Here is a 20587-nt window from a genome sequence, read left to right as displayed (position 1 = left end):
CCGCATCTGAAACGAACAAGGAGGATGTATTCAATGGCTAATAACAAGTGGATCAAATGGGTCGTCGGTTTATCAAGTACGGCGTTGTTCGCCGGCTTTATCGGTATAAATGCGAATCAACATACGCAATCGGCGGAAACGGCGCGATCCGGGCAAATATCGGATTCGGACCGGGTCGAGGCAAACCATAGTGACGATTGGTTCCAAACCGGCGATGACGAGAGCTTTCCATGGGATTTAAGCGAGCCCGGCAATTCCGGCGATTTCGGCGATTCCGGAGGCGCATCGCATGCCCCGCCGTTCGGCAGAATGCGCAGCCATGCGTCTTAACCGGTGACTTGCCATGCATACCTTCCGAGCGATGAACTCTCATTTTTTTACGGAGGGTCTTCCGAAGCGGCTGCAGATCATGGCCGAAAGCTGGTTCTCCTTCGTTGAAAGCCGCTTGAGCCGTTTCCGGGCAGGCAGCGAGCTGTCGGCGCTGAACCGCGCCGAAGGCCGGCCGTTCGCCGCCTCCCCTTTGCTCTATGAAGTCGTCACCGAAGCGGATCGGTATTATCGTCAGACGGAAGGGTTATTCAACCCTTACTTGGGCGAACGGCTTCGGATGCTTGGGTACGCGGAATCGTTCGAGTCCCTGTCCATCGCTCCCTTGGAGGAGCCGGGCAATTCGTTCGCTCCTCCGGCCGTCGCCAATTGCCCCGCCCGACTGCAACCCGATACGCGGAGTATCACACTTGCGCCCGGCGTCTCGGTCGATCTCGGCGGAATCGCCAAAGGGTGGAGCGCACACCGTTTCTCCCTCGAGCTTAATAGATTAGGCGTCCGTACCGGAGCGATCGGGGCCGGCGGAGACATCGCGCTATGGGGCTCGCCGGAGGGCGGCTGGGAGATCGGCATCGCCGATCCGATGCGCGCGGATCAAGATGTATGCATCCTTCGTCTGCAAGGAACGATAGGCATCGCTACGAGCAGCACAATGAAACGCAGATGGCAGGACTCGTCAGGCCGGTTCCGCAATCATATTATCGATCCCCGGAGCGGCTTATCTTTGGAATCGGACTTGCTTCAGGCTACCGTCTTCGCGCCAGGCCTTGTCGACGCCGAAGTGTATGCGAAATGCGTTCTCATTCTCGGTGCGGACAGCGGCATGCAATGGCTGGCCGACCGTCATCCGGACTGTGCGGCGGCTGCCGTTCTCGCGGACGGCTCGCTTATTATGAGTACGAATCTCAAACCATATATAATGGAAGGGGCATGAATCCCATGAACATCAACGAATGGATGAACGCCCTCAGCGTATGGTCCGCAACGCGCGCCGCGGGCTTGACCGCATACTTGCTTCTGTTTGTGTCAACGGCCGCGGGCATTACGATGAGTTTAAAGCTGTTGAGCGGCAAGGCCAAATCCGCGCTGCTGACGCTGCACCAATCGAGCGGCTGGTTCGGCTTTTTGTTCGGCATCGTTCACGGCAGCGTGCTCTTATTCGACCGGTATGTCGGATACACGCCCAGCGAGCTGCTGATTCCGTTCACGACCCGCTCGCATGCGTTCTTGAACGGTCTGGGCATCCTGTCGTTTTATATCGCGTTCATTTTACTATTATCCTCCGATCTCATGAAGAAGCTCGGCAAAAAGCTGTGGCGCTCCATTCATTATCTTGCGTTCCCCGGCTTCTTCATGAGTTTGCTGCACGGCGTTCTGCTCGGGACCGACACTCCATTTGTCTGGGCGAAGCTTGTGTATATCGGCACTGCCGGAATGATCGTCATTCTTACGCTGTTCCGCGTCGCCGCGGTTTCTTTTGAGAAAAAGCCGGAATCATCCGCACCTGCCGGGAGGGCTTACCGATGAGCCAAAATAAAAACATACGCATACTGCTCGTAGACGACGAGCCTCATATTTTGCAATTTTTGGAGATGGGGCTTGCCGAAGAAGGCTATGAAATTCGCACCGCGCCGGACGGTATGGCCGCCTTACATACAGCTGCCGAGTTCCAGCCACACATTGTCGTGCTCGATGTCATGATGCCGGGCATCGACGGATTCGAAACATGCCGGCTGCTGAAGAAGAAGGGGACGGAAGTGGCGGTCATTATGCTTACCGCAAGGGATGAAATCGACGACCGGGTAAAAGGGCTCAAGCTTGGCGCGGACGATTATTTGGTCAAGCCGTTCAGCTTCGAGGAGCTGCTTGCGCGCATTGAGGCTAGAATCCGCAATCAGTTCCCTTCGCTCTACGGAGAAGTCGCGCTCGGCCCCTTCCGCCTGGACGACCGCCGCAGAGAAATTTGCCATAGGGACAGAGTGCTTGATCTCTCCCCCACGGAATACGACCTGCTCCGATATTTCATCGTCAATCACGACATCGTACTCAGCAAAGCGAAAATTTTGGATGCGGTTTGGGGATACGATTTCGGGGGAGATGAAAATATTGTCGAGGTGTATGTGAGGTCTCTGAGGGATAAGCTCGGCGACAAAGATCACCGGCTCATCCGCACAATCCGCGGCGCCGGATACAGAGTCGATTTGTCATGATGCATTTCCGTTCGCCTGCCCTCTATTGGCTGAATCGGCGCTCCCTCCGGTTCCAATTGCTGGCACGTTCGTTTCTGATTTTAGCCGCTTTGCTGCTGTTGATCGGCACTTTTCAGTATGTGTTTATGAAAAACTTTTTGTTTCGGAATGAAGCGGATTCGTTATTCGATAACGCCAGAGCGCCCCTTAAAGAAATTATGGAACGGTCCCGGCAAGGGGCGGGCCGGGAGCCTGCCGGGAATGCAACCGCAGTCCGAGCCCGCGAGCCGATGCTGTTTCTCGAAAGCACCTCCATTGCGTTGATTGACGCGAACGGGAGCTTTCTGGACATTACCGGGTTAAACAACGGGGCCGTTTCTCCCCGGCTGCCGGCCGCGGAATACGTGCGCATTATGCGGAAATCGAAGCCGTTTACTCCTTCTTCGGATTACCGGGTCGTTCGCAACGGAGAAGGGACCGAGCAGCTGATCGTCTTTCGCGCGATCGGCGGGCCGGGCAATGCCAACGGGATCATCCAGATCGGGAAGCCGACCGCTCCGCTTAAAGCCATCGCATTGCAGCAATTGCTTATTTTTGCCGCACTGTCTCTTGTGGCGCTTGCCGGCAGCCTGGCGTTATATTTGCCGGTCCTTCGGCGCACCTTGCATCCTCTGCAGCATATGATCAAGACCGTGGAGAGAACGGACGCCGGCAATCTCGATAATCGGGTGCCTGTCGGGCAGGGGCAAGAGGAAATCGACCGTTTGGCGGAGTCGTTCAACGGCATGATGAGCCGCCTGGCGGCATCGTTCGAGGCGGAGCGGGAAGCGAAGGAACAGATGAGGCGGTTTATTGCCGACGCCTCGCACGAGCTTCGCACCCCTTTGACGTCGATCCACGGCTTTCTGGAAGTGCTGCTTCGCGGCGCGGCCGACAAGCGGGAGCAGCTGCATTCGGCGCTCGACAGCATGCGCGGCGAATCGGTCCGCATGAAGAAGCTGGTCGAGGACTTGCTGCTGCTGGCGAAGCTGGATCGCGCCCCGGAGCTTTCGCTTCGCGAAACCGACTTGAACGAGCTTGCAATCGAGATGGAGCCGCATCTGCGAATGCTGGCCGGCAACCGGACCGTTCGCATTGACATGGTTCGCATTGACATGGTTGAAGCTGCGGAAACGCATGGAATATACGGAACGTTCGACCCCGATAAAGTGAAGCAGGTCGTCTTGAACCTGTTCCATAACGCCGTCCAGCATACGGATCCCGTAGAAGGACAAATCGTTGTTACCGTTCGTTCGGATGCGGAGTACGGTTATATCGATATCTCGGACAATGGGTCCGGCATTCCGGCCGAACACCTGCCTCACCTGTTCGAACGGTTCTACAGAATCGACTCGTCCCGAACGCGCAAGCTGGGCGGCGCCGGATTGGGCCTGTCGATCTCCCAGTCGATTGCCGAGGCTCACGGCGGCTCGATCGCGGCGGCCAGCGAAGCCGGACGCGGAAGCACCTTTACGCTGCGCCTGCCACTGCACAACATGGGCTGACCGAGAAGCGGCCTTCGCTACCCGGTCGGCCTATCCGTATCCGGAACTGGAACTGGAACTGGAATACAACGATAATAGTCTAGGATACGATCAAAATTTGAGACTATCCGTTCGGGTAAGTTCATTTTTTGAGCGTATTTTGACGGATGCTACCGAAGCTAAGCTCGTTAAGCTCAAAGTTTGATTCTATTGTGCTGCCGGTGCTGAACTTTTGCTTCCCATCAGCATGATAAGTTCGTTTTTTGAGTTTATTCATGCAGATAAGTTCATTTTTTGACGGTCGGCCCTCCCGGCTATCCTTTTGCAGCTACCGGTGCAGCCAAAGCTCTTTTTTCCCTCTTCATCAGCCAGATCGCAATAGCACTGTATAAAGCGATAACCACGATCCCGCTTTCCCCGCCGATATATTCCGCAGTCTCGGAATGAACGGCTGTAAACTCGCCGAACGCCGCCCAAGCAACATTATGAACGGCATGCATAATCGCGGCCGGCCACACGCTTCCGGTGCTAATCCGCGTTATGCCGAAGACAAAGCTGATCAAGATTGTCGAAAGAAAAAACATCGGAAGCACGATCCAAGGATTGCCGGCAGCATGGTAATCGCCGAAAATCATGATCGGCAGATGGAATGCGCCGTGAACGATCCCGATCAGAAGCATAGCTTTCCTCCAGCCGATGCCGCTCAGCTTCGGAAGCAAATAGCCTCGCCATCCGATTTCTTCACCCAATGAACTAGTTACCGTATAAATCGCAAGAGCGATTAACAATTTGACAGGCAACATAAGCAGCATCGCCGTCGTTATACCGTCCGGGATCTGAAACGAGGCGAAGGGAGTTGCCCAAAGCACCGCATATGCGATCCCCAGCACCGCAATCGGTGCGACAATCGCCAGTCCCCAATATTTGAACCCAGCTTTATGCAATCCGAGCCTTGTCCAGCCTTTGCGCTTAAACAGCTCGCCTGTAATCAGAAGCATAATCAGTACCGCAATCATCGGGGAAAACATGTAGATTTGTCCGGGGAACTTAAGCATCCCCATAATCGTAGCGCTAACCAGCGCGATAATAACATAAAGCTTTGCATGGGATAAGGCCGTTAACTTGTTCATTTCATTCTCTCCTACATCGTTTTCGTTGTTGCCTTAACCCTAACAAAAAAAAGTCACGATCCGGCAGTGACGTACGGTAAGGGAAAAGTCACAATTGCTTATGTGACTCTGCCCTTCCTTATGCCATTACCGGGTGTGACTTTCTTGTTTGTATTCGTTATAAGGTGTCTACAAAGGACAGCCAAAGAACCAGCCCCGCCAACGTAATGAAAAGTGTCGGAGCCGTCAGCAAAATCCCCACCTTGAAGTAATACCCCCAGCTGATCTTCACATCTTTGCGCGACAGCACAGGGCAGCACCGCCTTATCCTCAGATGTCTAGCTGCAATTACCGGCAAAATGAAAACCGCCCTTTCGATAAGGCGGCCATGATTAAATATCGTCTCCTATATTCACGTTCTTCTTAAACTGCCGTTTTGTTTCATTTACATAGTCAGATATCTCTTGAAACCTACTAGTGTAATCTTTAACATTTTTAATTAATTTGTCGTCGTATTCTTTTGCTAAATTAAGTATGTAGTTAAACACCGCTTGCTTATTAGATTCTTCTATCTGAGTTAATTTAATGGACACTGGCAGCTTCTCTTGGCGTCCGAATCTATGAATATTGGTTCCTTGTTGAATATCTCTTTCAATCATCTCAACAACCAAGTACTCCCTCACTAATTCCAGAAGCAAATGTAAGCCGATAAGATTGTCGTTTCGTGCAAATTTCTTAATTGCAACAAAATACTTGAACCATACTTCACTTACCTTACTTTCGTACGAATCAAATGAAAAGTCAGTCTGCCTTTCTTTGACTTCATCTGCATGGATCTGTCCATACACTACAGTTGAGGTATTGCTTGCTGACTCTTCTGTGAGCCATTCATTATATGTACAAATGGAAGCATCCAATAAATGAATTGATTCGTTATGCTCGATAGCTGTTCTGTAAAGAAATGATTCGGGTTTCCTGTAGCTCTCACATCCGATAACGGTACCGATCCTCTCAACCGCCTGAATAAAATAATGTTCATTTAGTGCAGCCTCCGGTTCTAGTACAACTAACAAATCATAATCCGACCAGAAATCGACCTGCTCCTCTTGAAGTCGTGAGCCTCTAAGAATTATTGCTTTTATGCCCATTAAATGTGCAGTGAGTTCGCTAATCGTGTGCTCCAAAAATGTATTCATAAAATTTGCTCTGCCTCTTATCTATTAATCGCCATCGTTGATTAGACCCAAAAAATACTGTTGCCATCTATTTCTTTTAATTGTTTTTCAAAGTCTTTCTCTGGTTTTATATCATCTACAAAATGCCATTTATTCTTACTATCTTGCCAATACACCTTCCAATAAGATTCTTCTAACCTTAGTTGTGCAATGGGGTACTCGAAACGTCTTCCCATGTATCCTGGCCGTTCTTGACTTAATGTGACTGTATTCCCTCTAAATTTATAATGAATTTGAATATCATTTCTGAGATGTTCCGGAATTTTCTTATCAATATAGTTTTCAAGTATTTTTTCTATTCTCTTTTTTGTAAAGACATCTAGCACTTCTCTCACTCCTTTAAATATAGCAAGCAATGATTTAACATAACGTTCTCGCATTCACGACATGACCCGGCTTTTGGGCCAGGTCGTGTGTTATCTTCGTCATCCTACATGATTATCCATCTGAAAACCAAGGGGCGAAAGCCCCGCTGTGAGCGGCTGCGATTCGGTTAGTCGGTGCGGATGTGGCCCGACAATCGCCTCTTCGATATCTATGAGTTATCCCCACCCTCCTCCTTTAAATTTCTCCATAATAATCTAATTATTCTTGAAGACATAGTATCTCTATCTAAATAGAATTTTCTTTCAACCATTTCTTTAATTTCTATGCTTTTTTCATCTTTGTCCTTTATTTTAAATCGATCACCATCCACTTCTCTTCTCCATGTCAAATATTCGCTTATAAGATTAGGAACTGCGCTAGCATCTCTTAATTCATATGTGTTCCTGATATGTAAGCCAAGAGAAAAATGTAACCCATATAATTCATCGCTCCTCATATTCTTTAATTGTTTTCTGGCATCCTCGGATAAATTGGTCTTAATGTGCAATATAAGATCCGAAAGCGAATCAATTGCTATACGTTGGCGCATAAATTCACTCGTTTCTTATCTTAAATTTTACGATCTTGCGTCGGAGGTTGCCATTTCTTGAGATACTTTCAAATACGTTGTTCTTTTATACAATCATTTTCCGAATATCATACGAATTTATGATCTAGAGTCCACTTAAGCCGTAGGTTCCACTCTCGCTTCACCTGTTCTGAAAAATCTTCGTTCACCAAATCGATTATTCTTCATTCTTGAAAAATCACAAAAGAATGAATTTGCTCTGAAGAGCAATCTAATTCTCTTTGTTCTTTATAAGCATTTAAAAACCCATCAACACATCTTTCCGCTATTTCAAGAGAGTGCAAGTGTGTCCAAAACAACATATTCGCAATATCTAATCTGGAAAATGAGTTACGTGATTTCCGGCACTTCTTTGATCAGCTAACTAAAGTGTTTGCCTAAGGGTTTTCATTGGCTTTTTAATATGATATTCTTTAATTAATGAAGCCGAGTGCGGCTAACACTCGGCTATACAACTGCTTGGATGGGTCTTTCCCTCTAAGTTAAAACGGAGTCAGAAACCCACCTTCGGCGCGAACCTTGGGGTGGGTTTCTACTTTCTTCTGAAGTTATTCCCGATGTATGTTAAAAGAGCTAAGACAAAAGAAGCGAATAAAATCATGATTGTAAGTGCATCTTTTAACTCCATAGTTTCACCTCCTTTCGAAGGGAAACTATGCCCACCCAAGATTCAATTGTACTTCCCAATCATACCATTACCTTCCACCGATATAAAGAACATATGTTTGTGCAATAAATTTTAGTTTTTAAACATTTGCCGGATATCCTATAACGTTTATGTGCTCACAAACCCTCACCACCTTATGAGTGCGGTATAGGTAATCAAACCCAGAAATCCAGCTATACCATATCTTAAATATGTCACCATCTAAAATTACGTACTCATACTCCTGAGTCTTTCCTTGTACAATACTCCATCTATCAACTTGTCGTTCTATTCATAAGCTCCTTGCCTTCAAGTTGAGGTTTATCAAAAAGAAAAGTGGTTTCGGGTACAACAAATGCATTGTATTGAGAAACAAATTCCTTGCAAGTAGTACTCTTGCCTACTGAACTCGCACCCTCAAGACATACCCTACCTCATCGGAACGACCAACCCTCTGCCGATCGCATTAGCAGACACTGGCTTCTTCCCGACCTCTCTCGCCCAAACCGACAGCTGGCCGATGTGATGGATTTCGTGTGCGATCGCGTGACACATCACTTCACCCCACGCATAGACGCGAACGCTCCCATCCGGCTGGGGCACATACAGCGGGCGCTGCTCCATCCCCTCTTCCCATGCTTCCACGAATTCTACGACTTCCGTACGGAACGCCGCATCCAGCGCACGAACCTTCTCCAGACTGTTATAATCGTCAAAACTCTCCTGGAAATCGGGCTTCCCTTGCATCAACCGAATCCAGCTCCATTCCACATCGGCGATATGAAACAACGTATGTAAAATGCCCCCGATTCCCCCCGTACGAACGCGAAGCAGCTCCTTTTCGGGCACATCCTCGCACCAACGGTACCAGTCTTCTCTTACGGCCCAATTGTAACGGAACATCGCTTTCATGAATCAGCCGCCCTCCTTTGTCAGATTCAATTTGTCGATCAAGCACCGGAAGTTCTCCTCCGAATATACCTCGATGCCGTGACGCCGAAGCAATGCTGCCGTAACCCCGAAGCCCGGCTGCTTGGTTTTGGTATATGTGCCGTTGTAAATTAAACTACTGCCGCAAGAAGGGCTGGACTCCTTCAACACCGCGTATTTCGCGCTCACCGATTGGGCGATCTTCAAGGTTTGCTCGGCGCCGCGAACGAATTCAGCCGTAACGTCCGTATGGTCGTTCGTCATTACTTTAGCTTTGCCGTCCAGCACATCCGCTCCGTTGCCCCCGACAATCTCCGCCGGCGGACGGGGCGTCGGCAAGCCTCCCAGCTGCTCGGGACATACCAGCACCGCTTTGCCTTGCTTCAACAATTATGCGATCTCCTCGCGGTAATTGTCCCGCCCGTCATACCTCGTGGCCACTCCCGCCAAGCAGGAACTGATCAAGATCATAATCTTTCCCTCCGGTTTCAATACGTTCCTTGAACCGTTCTTTCGATCAACCTCCGCAAATCGCGGATTCGATTAGGAGTATGCTCCGTGGATTGATTCAGCATATCGCACAAGGCGACAAGGTCTTCCAGCTTGGATAGGAGCCTCCAATTATCCTCAAGCACCCCGCCATGCTCTAAATACGCCCCGATAAAATGCTCCACAAATACCGAACCGTCCTCCTCGTACCGGAGTATGTTCGCAATATCCGCGTTCCGGCTCCAGGCGAACGCATACTCCCAATCGAGCACGGCCGATACCGGGCATCCTTCCCTAGTTTCGTCCATCAAAATATTTAATCCGTTGAAATCCGAATGAACGAGGACGGGCTTTTCGCCGCTTTCCGACAAGCAAAAACCGTACCTTTGGCAGAACGACCATGCCTCTTCAACCAACTCTTCTCCCAACCAGCGGCCGCACCTTCTACGGAACAAGTAATCCTCGATGAATGCCAGAAACCGTTCTCCGTTCATGGGATACTGTTCGGTGACCCGCAGCGTTTTGTCGAAAAATCCCGAATCCGGGAACGTAAAACGATGGATGCCGGCAAGAACGGACCCTACCGAGGCTGCGGCGGAAGCTAGCTCCCGAGGCGATCCTTTCCGCAGCAAATCGCGCAAAAGAACCCCCTCCTTCCACTCCAGCAAAGCCCAAGGCTGCTCGAAAGCGCTGCAGCTCGTATCCGCATATATAAAATCCGCCACAGGAACGGTTTGCCGTACAAGGCGAGCGACCGCCAGCTCTTTGTCCGCGATATCCCTGCCTTGGCGGTACAACCGTAACACGTACGGCGCAGTAAGTCCTTCCACATGGACTTTATAGTTCGCATTGCTTAACCCGACGCCGATTCGTTCGGCAGACGTCACCTTCTTCGCGGGAAAGGCGGCCGTAACGATTTCGTTAATTTCCCTAAGATCAAGAGAAGCGGGCGGATCCATTCGTTCCCAGCCTTCTTTCACGCTCCCCCTCCTCTCTCAACTTTATGGCTCGTATTCGCTTAGCTTCCCCTCGTAAATCAATTGCAGCCGGTCGCTTTGCCGGAAATCGTCCGGCGTAACGAGGGCGGGCAGCTTATTCCACAGCTTAATGCCGGATCGCTGCAAAATTTCCGCCACGAACTGCGAACAGAAGTAGGAGTTGCTGAATTCGACCGGCTCTTTGAGCGCAATGCCGATCACGCCCAGAATATTATAAAGATACTTTTGGCGGCTTCGGATAAATATGTGCAGAACGCGCTTCATTTTCTCGACTTCCCGCTCGGTTACCTTCAGCTCATAAATAACGCACGTCGTCTCCGGATATTTGCTGAACGTGCCTGTCTTAATATCCTCCTTCACGAACCCGCCGTTCAACGGATTGCTCGGATTTTTCCTCCCGAAGCTGTACAGCTCCGAAAGCTCCTTATTGAAGGAAATCGAGGCATGATTATAAGGCGCCTTCGTATAGCTTTGTATCGTTTTCGTGAAAAGTGTTCCCGTATTCGTCAGCAATATATATACCGATCGATCGGCTGTCATTTTGCGAAATATCCCCTTATCAAGATTGCGCTTTTCCTTCATAATAACACATGGGCTCTACGTTGAACCCTACCTCGTCGACAAGTTGGTGATGGCTCTGAGCAGTTCTTTTATAACATTAATATTGATATTTGCGGCCCTGACGGTCATTCAAGCGGCTTATCTCATTGTAAGAAAAATGCAGCCCGACAAAGACTACTCCGCCATCGGATACCGCATTAAAACATGGTGGGGCATGTTCGTCATCTTTTTCTTGGCTACCCTCTTTAACCCTGTTGTTTCGCTGTTATCTTTAATGGTGCTCACCTTTTTCGCACTGAAGGAATACTTCTCCATGATCCGGACGAGAAAAGCCGACCGCAGGCTTTTTCTATGGGCATACTTGTCGATCCCTGTGCAGTTTTATTGGATTTATATCGGCTGGTACGGGATGTTCATCGTCTTTATTCCGATCTATGTATTTTTGTTCATGCCGCTGCCGCGCTTGATCAACAAAGGAACGGTCGGCTTTGTGCGCAGCGTCAGCTCGACCCAATGGGGACTTATGCTGATGGTGTTCGGCCTCAGCCACTTGGCTTACTTCCAATTTGCAACACCGGAGTACGGAGGCGGGTTGGTGCTATTTCTTGTAGTGCTGACGCAGCTTAACGATGTCGTGCACTTTCTGGCTTCAATCTATTTCGGCAAGCGGAAGGTCGTCCCGACCGCTAACCCGTATTTGACTTGGGAAGGCTTTGCGTGCGCTTTTCTCGTAACGACTGCCGTTTCGTATCTGATCTACCCTTATCTGACACCGCTTGATCAAACGTTCGGCTATCTATCGGGCATGCTGATCAGCCTGAGCGGCTTTTTCGGCAGCTTGACGGTTTCCGTGCTGAAGCGGGATTTGTTAATCGGGGACGACGATAAATTCGTCGCGCTGAAAGAAAGCTACTTAAGCCGGGTCGACAGCTTGACTTATACGTCGCCGATCTTCTTTCATGTGATCCGGTATTTCTTCGATTTTATGTAAGAAAACCTTCTATCGAAGTATTTTCAAGGATGGGCGACCGCGTTTTAGAGGAAGTTTTTCTTAGTAAAGAGAGTTCCCGTACGCTGATCCTCGCACCGTCCTCAGATCGTTATACACTCCTCAATTTACTTTGATTAGCAGCACACTTTACTTTGGTAATCAAACTAAATATGCTATGATGTTAGTATGAAAAGAGAAGACAATAAATCATTCTGTCCTATTAATTTAACGGTTGAATTATTCGGCGACACGTGGTCGCTGCTGATCGTTCGGGATATGCTCGCGCTCGGCAAGAAGACGTTCGGGGAATTCCTCGAATCGGAGGAGCGGATCGGGCCGAGCGTGCTGGCGGAGCGTCTCGTCCATTTGGAACGGAAGGGCATTATTCTTAAGACGCCTGACGAGAACGACCGAAGAAAATACGTATATACCTTAACGGAGAAAGGAATGAACCTGATTCCTTTGATGTATGAGATCGCCGTTTGGGGATCTCTGAACCATCCGGTCACGAAAGCGCCGGACGAATGGTATGCTTCCATGAAGCACGACAAAGAGCTTGTCGTTCGGCTTTGGCGCGAAGCGGTCGAGTCCGGCAGCTCCTTCTTTATCGGACCGAACAGCGTGGTAAGCAGGTTAAACTTGAATCAAGAGTAACGATGGAGGTTGTTGTTATGGATCGATTCATGGAACGCGCGGTTGAATTAGCAGCGAACAACGTTCGCGAAGGGGGGCAGCCTTTCGGCGCGGTGCTTGTGGGCCCTGACGGCGGAATTGCGTCGGAAGGCGTGAATGAGCTGCATAGAACGCACGACGTCAGCGGCCACGCGGAGCTGCTGGCAATTCGGCGCGCGCAGCAGCGGCTGCAAACCGGCGATTTGTCGGGTTATACGATGTATGCCAGCGGGGAGCCTTGCGCGATGTGTCTGACGGCGATGTATTTCGCCGGCATCGAGAAGGTTTATTATTGCGCGTCCGTCGAGGATGCGGCTGAAGCCGGGCTGGGCAAGTCGAAATTCATATACGAAGAGCTGCGGAAGCCCAGAGAGGAACGCGCGCTTTCGATGACCCGAATGCCGCTGCGCGAAGGGCAAGAAAATCCGATGAGGCATTGGAAGGAACGAGGGTAAGAAATCATCTTCTTGGGCTTTTATCAATCTTTTTTCAATGATATTAGTCTCATGTACCCTTCACCGCCGTGCGTCGCGTCGCGTTCAAATCGTTCAATTCGAAAGTCGTTCCGGCAAAGCATCCAAAAAATATTGCTCTGCCTCAGTCAGACCTTCCACAGCTTCAGAAGAGTAATATGAAATCTGGTCGGAGCGGCTGAACCACTCTTTCACAGACTCGAGTAGAAACCGGTGCTCACTCGAAATGTTCATCCGCATTCCACCTTCAATGAATAAGTAAATACGAGATAACCGTATTCGTCCGTTCCCTGCTCGGTAAAGCCGGCTTTTGTGAAGCATTTAACACTTGCTATATTGTCAGGCTCTATGTTTGCCTTAATCGAAACTGCTTCGGCCAGTTCCGGACGAAGCAATAACTGTTCCAACATTCGCTTCCCGTAACCTTGGGAGCGCAATTGGGGGTGGGTCAATAAACTTAATGCTGCGGTTCGGTCAGAATATATTTCGATAGCAATTTGTCCAACCGGCTGCCCTTCCTGTGTAACCATCCAAGCCCAGTAATTCGAAGATTGTTGAACATTTTGAAACCATTGACGCAAAGGTTGCTTCCCGGTTAACCGTTTCAAAACTTCGGGATCTTTAAACCACTCCTCCAACACTTGCAGTCCTTCTAGGTCAAGCTCAACAAATTCCATGGATCTCCTCCCGCCAATTTAGGATGCGGACATAGAGGCGGCCCTTATTGGCAAAAGTAAAAGCCGATCTCGGATTGTCCGCATCCCGCCGCATCTATTTCTTCTGAATCAAGCCGATACCCAATCCCGTAGGATCTACCAAATAAGCAAGATAGAAATCGCCAAAATCCATCTTATCGCGCACGACCATGGCGCCATGATCCTTTGCCCGCGCAATGGCATCGTCCATCGAATCGACCTCGATTTGAATCCGGGTGCCGTGCGGGTAATCGTGCGGTCCTTGGGCAATTCCTCCGCCCATGCCGCCGGTGCCCGTGCGTACTTCCCGATACCCCCAATTCGGCTCGGAAATTTCCCAACCGAACACTTTCGAATAAAATTCCGCCGCCTTCTCGGCATTTTGGCTGTTTAACTCGAATCCGATCACTTTTCCCATCATTCGGCTCATCTCCTTATAGATAAGATTTTATTTGTAATTTCAACACTTCCCAGTAAATTCCTTCAAAATAGATTGATATAATAGAGGAAAGGGCAAAACTCATCGGCGAAGCCTCATGAAAGAACACATGAACTGACATTTCACAAGGAGATGATAGATCATGGGCCTTCTTCATCATGAAGTGACGATTCTGAACTTCGATCAAATGTTCACGCAGCAGATCAGGTTATCCGAACGTGCCGACGAATGGATCGAGCTGGCGGACATCGGCTCGACGAATATGTTCTGCACACACGAAGCGCTGGCGGAAATTCACCGCAGGCTATCCGCCCGAACCGCTCCCGGCATTACGTTTATCGGAAGCGGCAATTATCACTATATTTCCTACGAATTGCTCCGAAGCATCGACCGTCCCTTCAGCCTCGTCTTGTTCGACAATCATACCGACGCCAAGCCGTCGGACACCCTGCCAGGTTTTCTGACGTGCGGTTCATGGGTTGCCGAGGCGGCGGCCGCTCTTCCCCTGCTGCAGCAAGTCGTCATGGTCGGCGTCCGTTCGGGCGGCATAATCGACAATCCGGCCGTTCGCTCGAAGACGGTATTGCTGCCGGAGCTTGACCACCCGCAGCAGCTGTTGTCCGCGATTACCGTTGATGACGTATATATCAGCGTCGACAAGGACGTACTCGATCGCGCGGATGCCGTAACCGACTGGGATCACGGCACGATGCGGCTGAAGCAGCTTATTATGTCGCTCCATTCCCTCGTCGTCAACAAAAATGTCGTCGGCATCGATGTCTGCGGCGAGCTGCGGGTTCCGCCGGGCGAAGCTTGGCGGTATGCCGACCAGGTTCGGTTGAACGAACAAGCGAATTTGGCCATTCTGGAGTCGGTGCTTTGATCCTATATCCTCACTTCATTTCCTGCTCGAGGATGAACGCCTCCCGCCGGCGGGTGCTGCGCCGCAGCTCGTCGGCGGCTTCCCGTGTAAGCTCATTTCGCACGTACAGCGACTGCACCTCCTCCCGCTCCGCTTGAAGAGCGATCCACTGCAGGTCTCTCTTGGCTTGTTCATTAAGTTTGGAAAAAGGATACGGCGCCGACATTTTATTTCGGATATACCGATAGTGATGCAGCACCTCCGCCGCCAAACTCGGATTCGGGGCGGCGCTTTTCTCCTCGAACGCTTCAAGCACCCCGCCGCTCGTTTGAAGCCGGATCGTTCTCATCGCCTCCCGGTCGGAATCGGCCATTCCGGTTCGTTTAGCGAACATCGAACGGATTGTCCGTTTCGCTAACCGCTTCAAGACGACGAACCATGCCGGCCTCCGCCCCGACACGATCAGCTCGATTTCGTTCAGATGCTCCAAAAACATCTCCGCATGCCGATCTCTGATTTCTCCGCGTTCCAACAGCTGTTTCGCAATGCCGCGCTCGATCTCGAGCGCCTCGATTCGCAGCGCCGCCTCTTGCTCGGTTAATTTTCCGTGCTCTTGATGCAGCGACTGCCGAATCAAGCGGTTATACTCGGCGATGACGGCCGCGGCCTCTCTCTCGTTATGCTCCGTTGCGGATTGGCGGACCGCCCGGATGGCGGCACGCATCATCCGCAGTCCGCCCTCGTATGCCTTCATCGCGTTCTCCGCCGCCTGATTCGTCTCCTTCTGCCGGGCCAGCAACGGCAGCAATACGCTTGCCGCAAGCAGAGACAACAGGATGACCGCCGCGGCGAGGAAGATGACCAGATTCCGTTCGGGGAACGGTGCGCCGCTCCTGACCGCAAGCGGAATCGTGAAGGCGCCGGCCAGCGTCACCGCGCCGCGCACGCCCGCCAGCGAAGCCATCGCTTCGAAAGAGACGCCGAGCCGATGTTTATTGTAAAACCGAGAATAGGCGTACACCCACAAAAAGCGCAGCGCAATAAGCAGGATGTAGATCGCAACCGCATATCCGATCACTTGAACGTTGTTATAGGCCGGGCTTTCGATGACCGTGCGGAAAGCGCCCGGCAGCTGCAAGCCCAGCAGGACAAATACGAGACCGTTCAATGCGAAAACGAGAATCGACCACGTGTGATCGGCCATTTCGTTCGTTCGGGATATAATGGTGCGAACATGATCGCGTTCGACGGCGTGCACGACACCGCCGGCCACCGCAGCGAGAATGCCGGAGAGGCCGAGCTCCTCAGCCGTAAGAAACAGCACGAACGGCGTAAGGACGTGAATCAGCGTATGCAGCGTCTCGTTGTCGAGCCCCGAGCGGCGAAGCAGCGAGCGAAGCCCTGTGATCAGCAGAGCCGTCAAAGCGCCGACCGCCAAGCCGCCGATGAAGATGACTACGAAGCTGACGCTCGCCTGCGATAACGAAAAAAAGCCCGTTACCGCGGCCGCAATGGCGAATTTAAAGGCGACGAGTCCGGACGCATCGTTCATTAGCGCTTCGCCTTCCAGCAGATGCATTAATCTTGGGGGCAGGTGGATTCGCCCGGCCAGCGCGCTTACGGCAACCGGGTCCGTTGGGGATAAAATTGCTGCGAGTCCGAAGGCGACCGGCAGCGGAATCGAAGGAATCATCCAATGAATGATGTAACCAAGGATGAGCACAGTCGCAAATACAAGGCCGATCGCAAGTAAAAAAATAGGCGCCCGCAGGCGCCACAATTCGCTTCTCGGGGTATGTTTCCCGTCGTTATATAACAATGGAGCGATGAACAGCACGAAGAACAGCTCCGGCTCCAGGTGCAGTTGAAAGTCCGTAAAAACAAACGTTAGCGCGCCGCCAAGCGCTATTTGGATCAGCGGAACCGGAATGAAAGGCAGCAGATGATTGACGACATTGGATACGCCGATCATGGCGAGGATCATCAAAATCGCGACAAATAGCTCCATTGCTGTATGACTCCTATCGAAGAGAACATTTTGGAACATGCACAATAGAACTAGGCTTTCCTTCGCACGAGCGAAATATAAGCCGATTCGCGAATTACTGCCGCCTCGTTCTCCGAGTCCGAAAAATAACTAGGACTACGGCCGCAACGCCGAGAGCGAGGAGCGCATAAACAACGTTCGAGTAAATATCCATATAGCCGACAATCGTTTCCCATGATGACCCTACGGCGGCCCCGATTCGGATCAAAATCGTATTCCATATAAGCGAACCGACGGCCGTTAAGAACAGAAACAACCAAAAATTCATGCGAGTGCTGCCTGCCGGTATGGAAATGATGCTTCTCAGCAGCGGTACAAGCCGGCAGAGAAGTACGGCCCATACCCCGTATTTTGCAAACCAGCCGTACGACTTGCGCACGTCGGATGGCGTCAATCGAATAACGCCGCCCCACCGGTCCACAAACCGCTCCATCCTCGCGGCATCCACTACATACCCGATATAATACAACGCGATTGCGCCGGCTATAGACCCTATGGTCGAGGATATGATGACGCCGGCAATACTGATGTCGGAGTAGGTCGTCATAAACCCTCCGAACGTCAAAATCACCTCGGACGGAATCGGCGGAAACAAATTTTCAAGCGCGATGAGCAGAAATACGCCCGCATAGCCAAATTCGTTCATCATATTCGTAATCATACTTTCCATATGAAATCCTCTCCTAATTCCAGTTACGATATTGTGCTGTCCGGCCTATAGATTCTCAAGAAATCAACCCGATCCACTTCCAGTAAGGAACGCTTAGCAGTACGGCAGCAATAACAGCCGCTGCATATAATACGGCCATCTTTTGGCCTTGGCGGTGTGTAAAGGATTTCCCTTCGGAGCTGTAATACGCCGTCAAATAAGTCGGGGACTGGTACGTAAAGAAGAACGGATCCGTCCCCAACAGGATCACAAAGACAACAATCCATGGATGAATCCCCGCCGACTGAGCCAGCGGGAGAAGCGCCGTTACTAATAGAATGACGGCAGGGTCGTCACGGACGACAAGCGTTACAAGGAAACAAACTGCGATCACCGTAAGCAGGAAGATATAAGGCGAACCCGTAAACATGGACAAATGATTGCCAAGAAACTCCGACACAGTATCCGTGATCCCGAGCTCGCCTACCCCACCCGCAAAGCCGAACGCGACGCCAAGAAACAGCAGGAAGGTCCAATCGATACCTGTGGATATTGTTTGGCGGTCCAGAGCTCCTGTAATGACAAGCACGGCAAACCCCGCCATCATCACCCATGTACTTTCCACACCGTAAAGCGGCTGCAAAATCATCAAACCTACGCTTCCGACCACTGTCCACAACGATAACCTTTCATCCTTGGACAACGGCCCAAGCAAGCGCAATTGTTCGTCCAGCACCTCCATAGAGATCGGCCTTGGAGCCCGGAGCTTGCCGAACCTTAAGAAAAATACGGTCAAAATGACTGCGCCGAACATAACGAATGCCGGAAGCCCGTAAAGGAACCATTGGAGCCACGTGATCGAGACTCCGCCCGATATTAGCCCGAACGCCATCATATTCGTATAGGACCCCGTCAGCACGAAAGGTGCGGTAAACCCATAAAAGATCATTGCCGTCAAGCCAAGTCCCGAAGCCCCGCGGCTCCGCTCGGCGAATCCCATCGATTCCGTCAAAGTCTGTGCAACGGGTACACCTAACGTAACCTTTGCCGATGAGGAAGGAATCAACGGATTCAGCAGCAGCCCGCCGATGACCGTCCCCCAGAGCTGCCCGCGGTAATGGGAAGGAAACCATTTTAACGCGTACAAGGCGAACCGGAACAAAATTCCCGACTTTATTACCGCGGCGCTAAGCGCCATGATGAATATCATATAAAACCACGTCGTCGAAGCGAATCCTGAGAATGCGACCGCAGGCTCCACCAAGCCGCCAAGAACCCAGAACATCAGCATCCCCAGCGCCACAATATAGTCCGGCACGATGTTGACCACCCATAAAATGACCGCCGCGACACCCACCCCGATAAACGCCATCGCTTGCGGAGACAGCCCCGCAACGGGCGGAGTCCGGTAAAATAGGATAATCACAAGGATCGACAATGCGACCGCGATCACTCCTGTGAGCTTGCTTCGCTTGATCAATCGGCTTGCGCCTTCGGCTAACAGCTGATTTTTATATTGATTCAGCTTCTGCCTCGCCATGCCGTAGCCTTCCGCCGCACGCTGATTGCCGTCGGCTTGGGTGGTCATTAAGGCGCTCTCCGCCAATCTTATGTATTCCATGGCTTGCCGGCTTTTCCCGCTCTTCTCGCTTAGTTTGGCTCCCCATTCGTAAATGGCTATGAGCTGCTGCGCCGAGTAAGCGTCCGTCTGATTTTCCAATGCATACTCAAGGGCTGATATCCCCTCTTCAGGCGATTCCGCATAGCAAGATGAAAGGTACACCAGCAGGAAAGAAAAATTTGAAGCAATCAACGGTAGAGGACATGTTTTAAGCAGACGGTGAATACCGGCCTTCTCTTGTTCACTGAAAGCGGACCAGTATTGTTCTATTAAGCTGAAGGCCGCAGGCCAATCGCTCTTGTCCGCAAAGAGCCGTGCGGCAAACAATTGCTGCCCGTGCCGGAGGTAAAAAGACAAAGCCTCCTCGTTCCATTGCCGCTTCACTTGGTGTCCGAACCGGGTTGTAGCCAGATCATATAGTAAAGATTTCGCTCCGTGCTCGATAAACCAGCATTCTCCGTATTGGGGATCGGCTCGAAGGTAAGATTGCAGCTGAGGGAAGCGGTCACAGAGCTCTTGAGGCGAAAATTGAAATTTCTCTTGTATCAGTGTGCTGCTTAATGCGGGAAACTCCGATCCCCACAATAAAAATGCAACGATTGTTTCGGGCAATTGGTCTAACTCCGCCATCACCCGTTGCGTTCGAAGTTCGTTGGATTGCTGCAGCCGCTCATTCGTCGTTACTAAGCGCTTGGACAACAGCCTGATGAAATATTTGGAGAGCGACGCTTGCTCTTCGATGAGACGGTCGAACGTTTCCCGATCGATCACGTATAGATCGACATCGGTGATCGCCGTTGCCGCCGCGGATCTCGGTTCCTGCGTGAGCAATGCCATCTCGCCCAAGGTGTCTCCCTCGCCAAGCACCGCCAAAACCTGCCTGCTGCCTTCGGCAGACAACGTGTACAGCTCCAGCTTCCCATCCTCGATGATATACATACGATCGCCGGGATCCCCTTGCTCAAATAGAGTATCGCCCGTCTTAAGGGTAATTCTCTCGAGCTTTCCTAGTAATTTCGCAAGGTCCAGCTTCGATAAATCTTTAAACATCTCAATTTGCTTGATGGCCATAATATCTCCTGCGTGTCGTAGAATATGGATGCAACGATGGACGCTTGTATATTTAGAAAATTATAACATGCGGGGATATAAAAAACGCCTAACCTCTCTTTTATT

At 50.9% G+C, this 20587-nt stretch carries 22 protein-coding genes and 2 pseudogenes; 9 read left to right on the top strand and 15 right to left on the bottom strand.

Going from position 1 to position 20587, the window contains the following annotated elements; translation table 11 throughout:
• The first annotated feature begins 33 nt into the window (after positions 1-33).
• Genes PT964_RS18090 through PT964_RS18070 form a run of 5 tightly spaced genes read left to right on the top strand, consistent with a single transcriptional unit; the run spans position 34 to position 4060 of the window.
• On the top strand, positions 34-330 hold the full coding sequence (locus PT964_RS18090; RefSeq protein ID WP_274364762.1) for a hypothetical protein: 297 nt from the start codon (positions 34-36) through the stop codon (positions 328-330).
• Positions 331-343: 13 nt separating this feature from the next.
• Complete coding sequence (locus PT964_RS18085; RefSeq protein ID WP_274364761.1) at positions 344-1261, top strand: FAD:protein FMN transferase; 918 nt, start codon at positions 344-346, stop codon at positions 1259-1261.
• Between the two features lie 5 nt (positions 1262-1266).
• Positions 1267-1854, top strand: a complete 588-nt coding sequence (locus PT964_RS18080; RefSeq protein ID WP_274364760.1) for a ferric reductase-like transmembrane domain-containing protein — start codon at positions 1267-1269, stop codon at positions 1852-1854.
• On the top strand, positions 1851-2537 hold the full coding sequence (locus tag PT964_RS18075) for a response regulator transcription factor (protein WP_274364759.1): 687 nt from the start codon (positions 1851-1853) through the stop codon (positions 2535-2537). Before PT964_RS18080 ends, PT964_RS18075 begins: the two co-directional genes overlap by 4 nt.
• The gene (locus tag PT964_RS18070; RefSeq protein WP_425262761.1) at positions 2534-4060 is read left to right on the top strand and encodes a sensor histidine kinase; all 1527 of its coding nucleotides are present in this window, start codon (positions 2534-2536) and stop codon (positions 4058-4060) included. Before PT964_RS18075 ends, PT964_RS18070 begins: the two co-directional genes overlap by 4 nt.
• A gap of 293 nt (positions 4061-4353) precedes the next feature.
• Here the strand turns inward: PT964_RS18070 and PT964_RS18065 are convergent, their stop codons facing one another.
• The 10 genes and pseudogenes from PT964_RS18065 to PT964_RS18020 form a co-directional block, all read right to left on the bottom strand.
• Positions 4354-5169 carry a type II CAAX endopeptidase family protein gene (locus PT964_RS18065; protein ID WP_274364758.1) on the bottom strand — a complete coding sequence of 272 codons (816 nt, stop codon included), beginning with the start codon at positions 5167-5169 and terminating at the stop codon, positions 4354-4356.
• 157 nt (positions 5170-5326) lie between these two features.
• A pseudogene (locus tag PT964_RS18060) lies at positions 5327-5458 on the bottom strand (ArsB/NhaD family transporter); the annotation flags it as partial.
• Between the two features lie 82 nt (positions 5459-5540).
• Positions 5541-6344, bottom strand: a complete 804-nt coding sequence (locus PT964_RS18055) for a nucleotidyltransferase domain-containing protein (RefSeq protein ID WP_274364757.1) — start codon at positions 6342-6344, stop codon at positions 5541-5543.
• A gap of 41 nt (positions 6345-6385) precedes the next feature.
• Complete coding sequence (locus PT964_RS18050; RefSeq protein WP_274364756.1) at positions 6386-6763, bottom strand: DUF3024 domain-containing protein; 378 nt, start codon at positions 6761-6763, stop codon at positions 6386-6388.
• A 155-nt stretch (positions 6764-6918) separates the two neighbouring features.
• Complete coding sequence (locus tag PT964_RS18045; protein WP_274364755.1) at positions 6919-7299, bottom strand: DUF6794 domain-containing protein; 381 nt, start codon at positions 7297-7299, stop codon at positions 6919-6921.
• Between the two features lie 571 nt (positions 7300-7870).
• Positions 7871-7939: a putative holin-like toxin gene (locus tag PT964_RS18040; RefSeq protein WP_425262762.1), complete on the bottom strand. Its 69-nt coding sequence runs from the start codon at positions 7937-7939 to the stop codon at positions 7871-7873.
• 474 nt (positions 7940-8413) lie between these two features.
• Entirely contained in the window at positions 8414-8896 is a 483-nt protein-coding gene (locus PT964_RS18035) for a DinB family protein (RefSeq protein ID WP_274364753.1), read from the bottom strand.
• A 3-nt stretch (positions 8897-8899) separates the two neighbouring features.
• Positions 8900-9385: pseudogene (locus PT964_RS18030) on the bottom strand (2-thiouracil desulfurase family protein).
• Between the two features lie 17 nt (positions 9386-9402).
• Entirely contained in the window at positions 9403-10383 is a 981-nt protein-coding gene (locus tag PT964_RS18025; protein WP_274364752.1) for a phosphotransferase family protein, read from the bottom strand.
• Positions 10384-10404: 21 nt separating this feature from the next.
• Positions 10405-10941 (bottom strand): hypothetical protein, encoded by a 537-nt coding sequence (locus PT964_RS18020; RefSeq protein ID WP_274364751.1) that lies wholly within the window; start codon positions 10939-10941, stop codon positions 10405-10407.
• Positions 10942-11038: 97 nt separating this feature from the next.
• Between PT964_RS18020 and PT964_RS18015 the strand changes: the two genes are divergently transcribed.
• The 3 genes from PT964_RS18015 to PT964_RS18005 all read left to right on the top strand — a co-directional run bounded on the left by PT964_RS18015 (position 11039) and on the right by PT964_RS18005 (position 13080).
• Entirely contained in the window at positions 11039-11953 is a 915-nt protein-coding gene (locus PT964_RS18015; protein ID WP_274364781.1) for a phosphatidate cytidylyltransferase, read from the top strand.
• A gap of 186 nt (positions 11954-12139) precedes the next feature.
• A complete protein-coding gene (locus PT964_RS18010) occupies positions 12140-12607 on the top strand; it encodes a winged helix-turn-helix transcriptional regulator (RefSeq protein ID WP_274364750.1) in 468 nt (155 codons plus the stop codon).
• Between the two features lie 17 nt (positions 12608-12624).
• Positions 12625-13080 (top strand): nucleoside deaminase, encoded by a 456-nt coding sequence (locus PT964_RS18005; RefSeq protein ID WP_274364749.1) that lies wholly within the window; start codon positions 12625-12627, stop codon positions 13078-13080.
• Positions 13081-13328: 248 nt separating this feature from the next.
• Here the strand turns inward: PT964_RS18005 and PT964_RS18000 are convergent, their stop codons facing one another.
• Complete coding sequence (locus PT964_RS18000) at positions 13329-13775, bottom strand: GNAT family N-acetyltransferase (protein WP_274364748.1); 447 nt, start codon at positions 13773-13775, stop codon at positions 13329-13331.
• Between the two features lie 94 nt (positions 13776-13869).
• A complete protein-coding gene (locus tag PT964_RS17995; RefSeq protein ID WP_274364780.1) occupies positions 13870-14211 on the bottom strand; it encodes a VOC family protein in 342 nt (113 codons plus the stop codon).
• A gap of 163 nt (positions 14212-14374) precedes the next feature.
• Here PT964_RS17995 and PT964_RS17990 point away from each other — a divergent pair, with 163 nt between their 5' ends.
• On the top strand, positions 14375-15115 hold the full coding sequence (locus PT964_RS17990) for an arginase family protein (protein ID WP_274364747.1): 741 nt from the start codon (positions 14375-14377) through the stop codon (positions 15113-15115).
• Between the two features lie 10 nt (positions 15116-15125).
• Here PT964_RS17990 and PT964_RS17985 read toward each other — a convergent pair whose 3' ends face one another.
• The 3 genes from PT964_RS17985 to PT964_RS17975 all read right to left on the bottom strand — a co-directional run bounded on the left by PT964_RS17985 (position 15126) and on the right by PT964_RS17975 (position 20482).
• Positions 15126-17102 (bottom strand): Na+/H+ antiporter, encoded by a 1977-nt coding sequence (locus tag PT964_RS17985; RefSeq protein ID WP_274364746.1) that lies wholly within the window; start codon positions 17100-17102, stop codon positions 15126-15128.
• Positions 17103-17196: 94 nt separating this feature from the next.
• Positions 17197-17811 (bottom strand): DedA family protein, encoded by a 615-nt coding sequence (locus PT964_RS17980; protein WP_274364745.1) that lies wholly within the window; start codon positions 17809-17811, stop codon positions 17197-17199.
• A 55-nt stretch (positions 17812-17866) separates the two neighbouring features.
• On the bottom strand, positions 17867-20482 hold the full coding sequence (locus PT964_RS17975; RefSeq protein WP_274364744.1) for an SLC13 family permease: 2616 nt from the start codon (positions 20480-20482) through the stop codon (positions 17867-17869).
• Positions 20483-20587: the final 105 nt, after the last annotated feature.

The sequence above is a fragment of the Paenibacillus thermotolerans genome (assembly GCF_028745515.1).
Lineage (GTDB): Bacteria > Bacillota > Bacilli > Paenibacillales > YIM-B00363 > Paenibacillus_AE > Paenibacillus_AE thermotolerans.
This window is presented reverse-complemented; position numbering and strand designations above follow the sequence as displayed.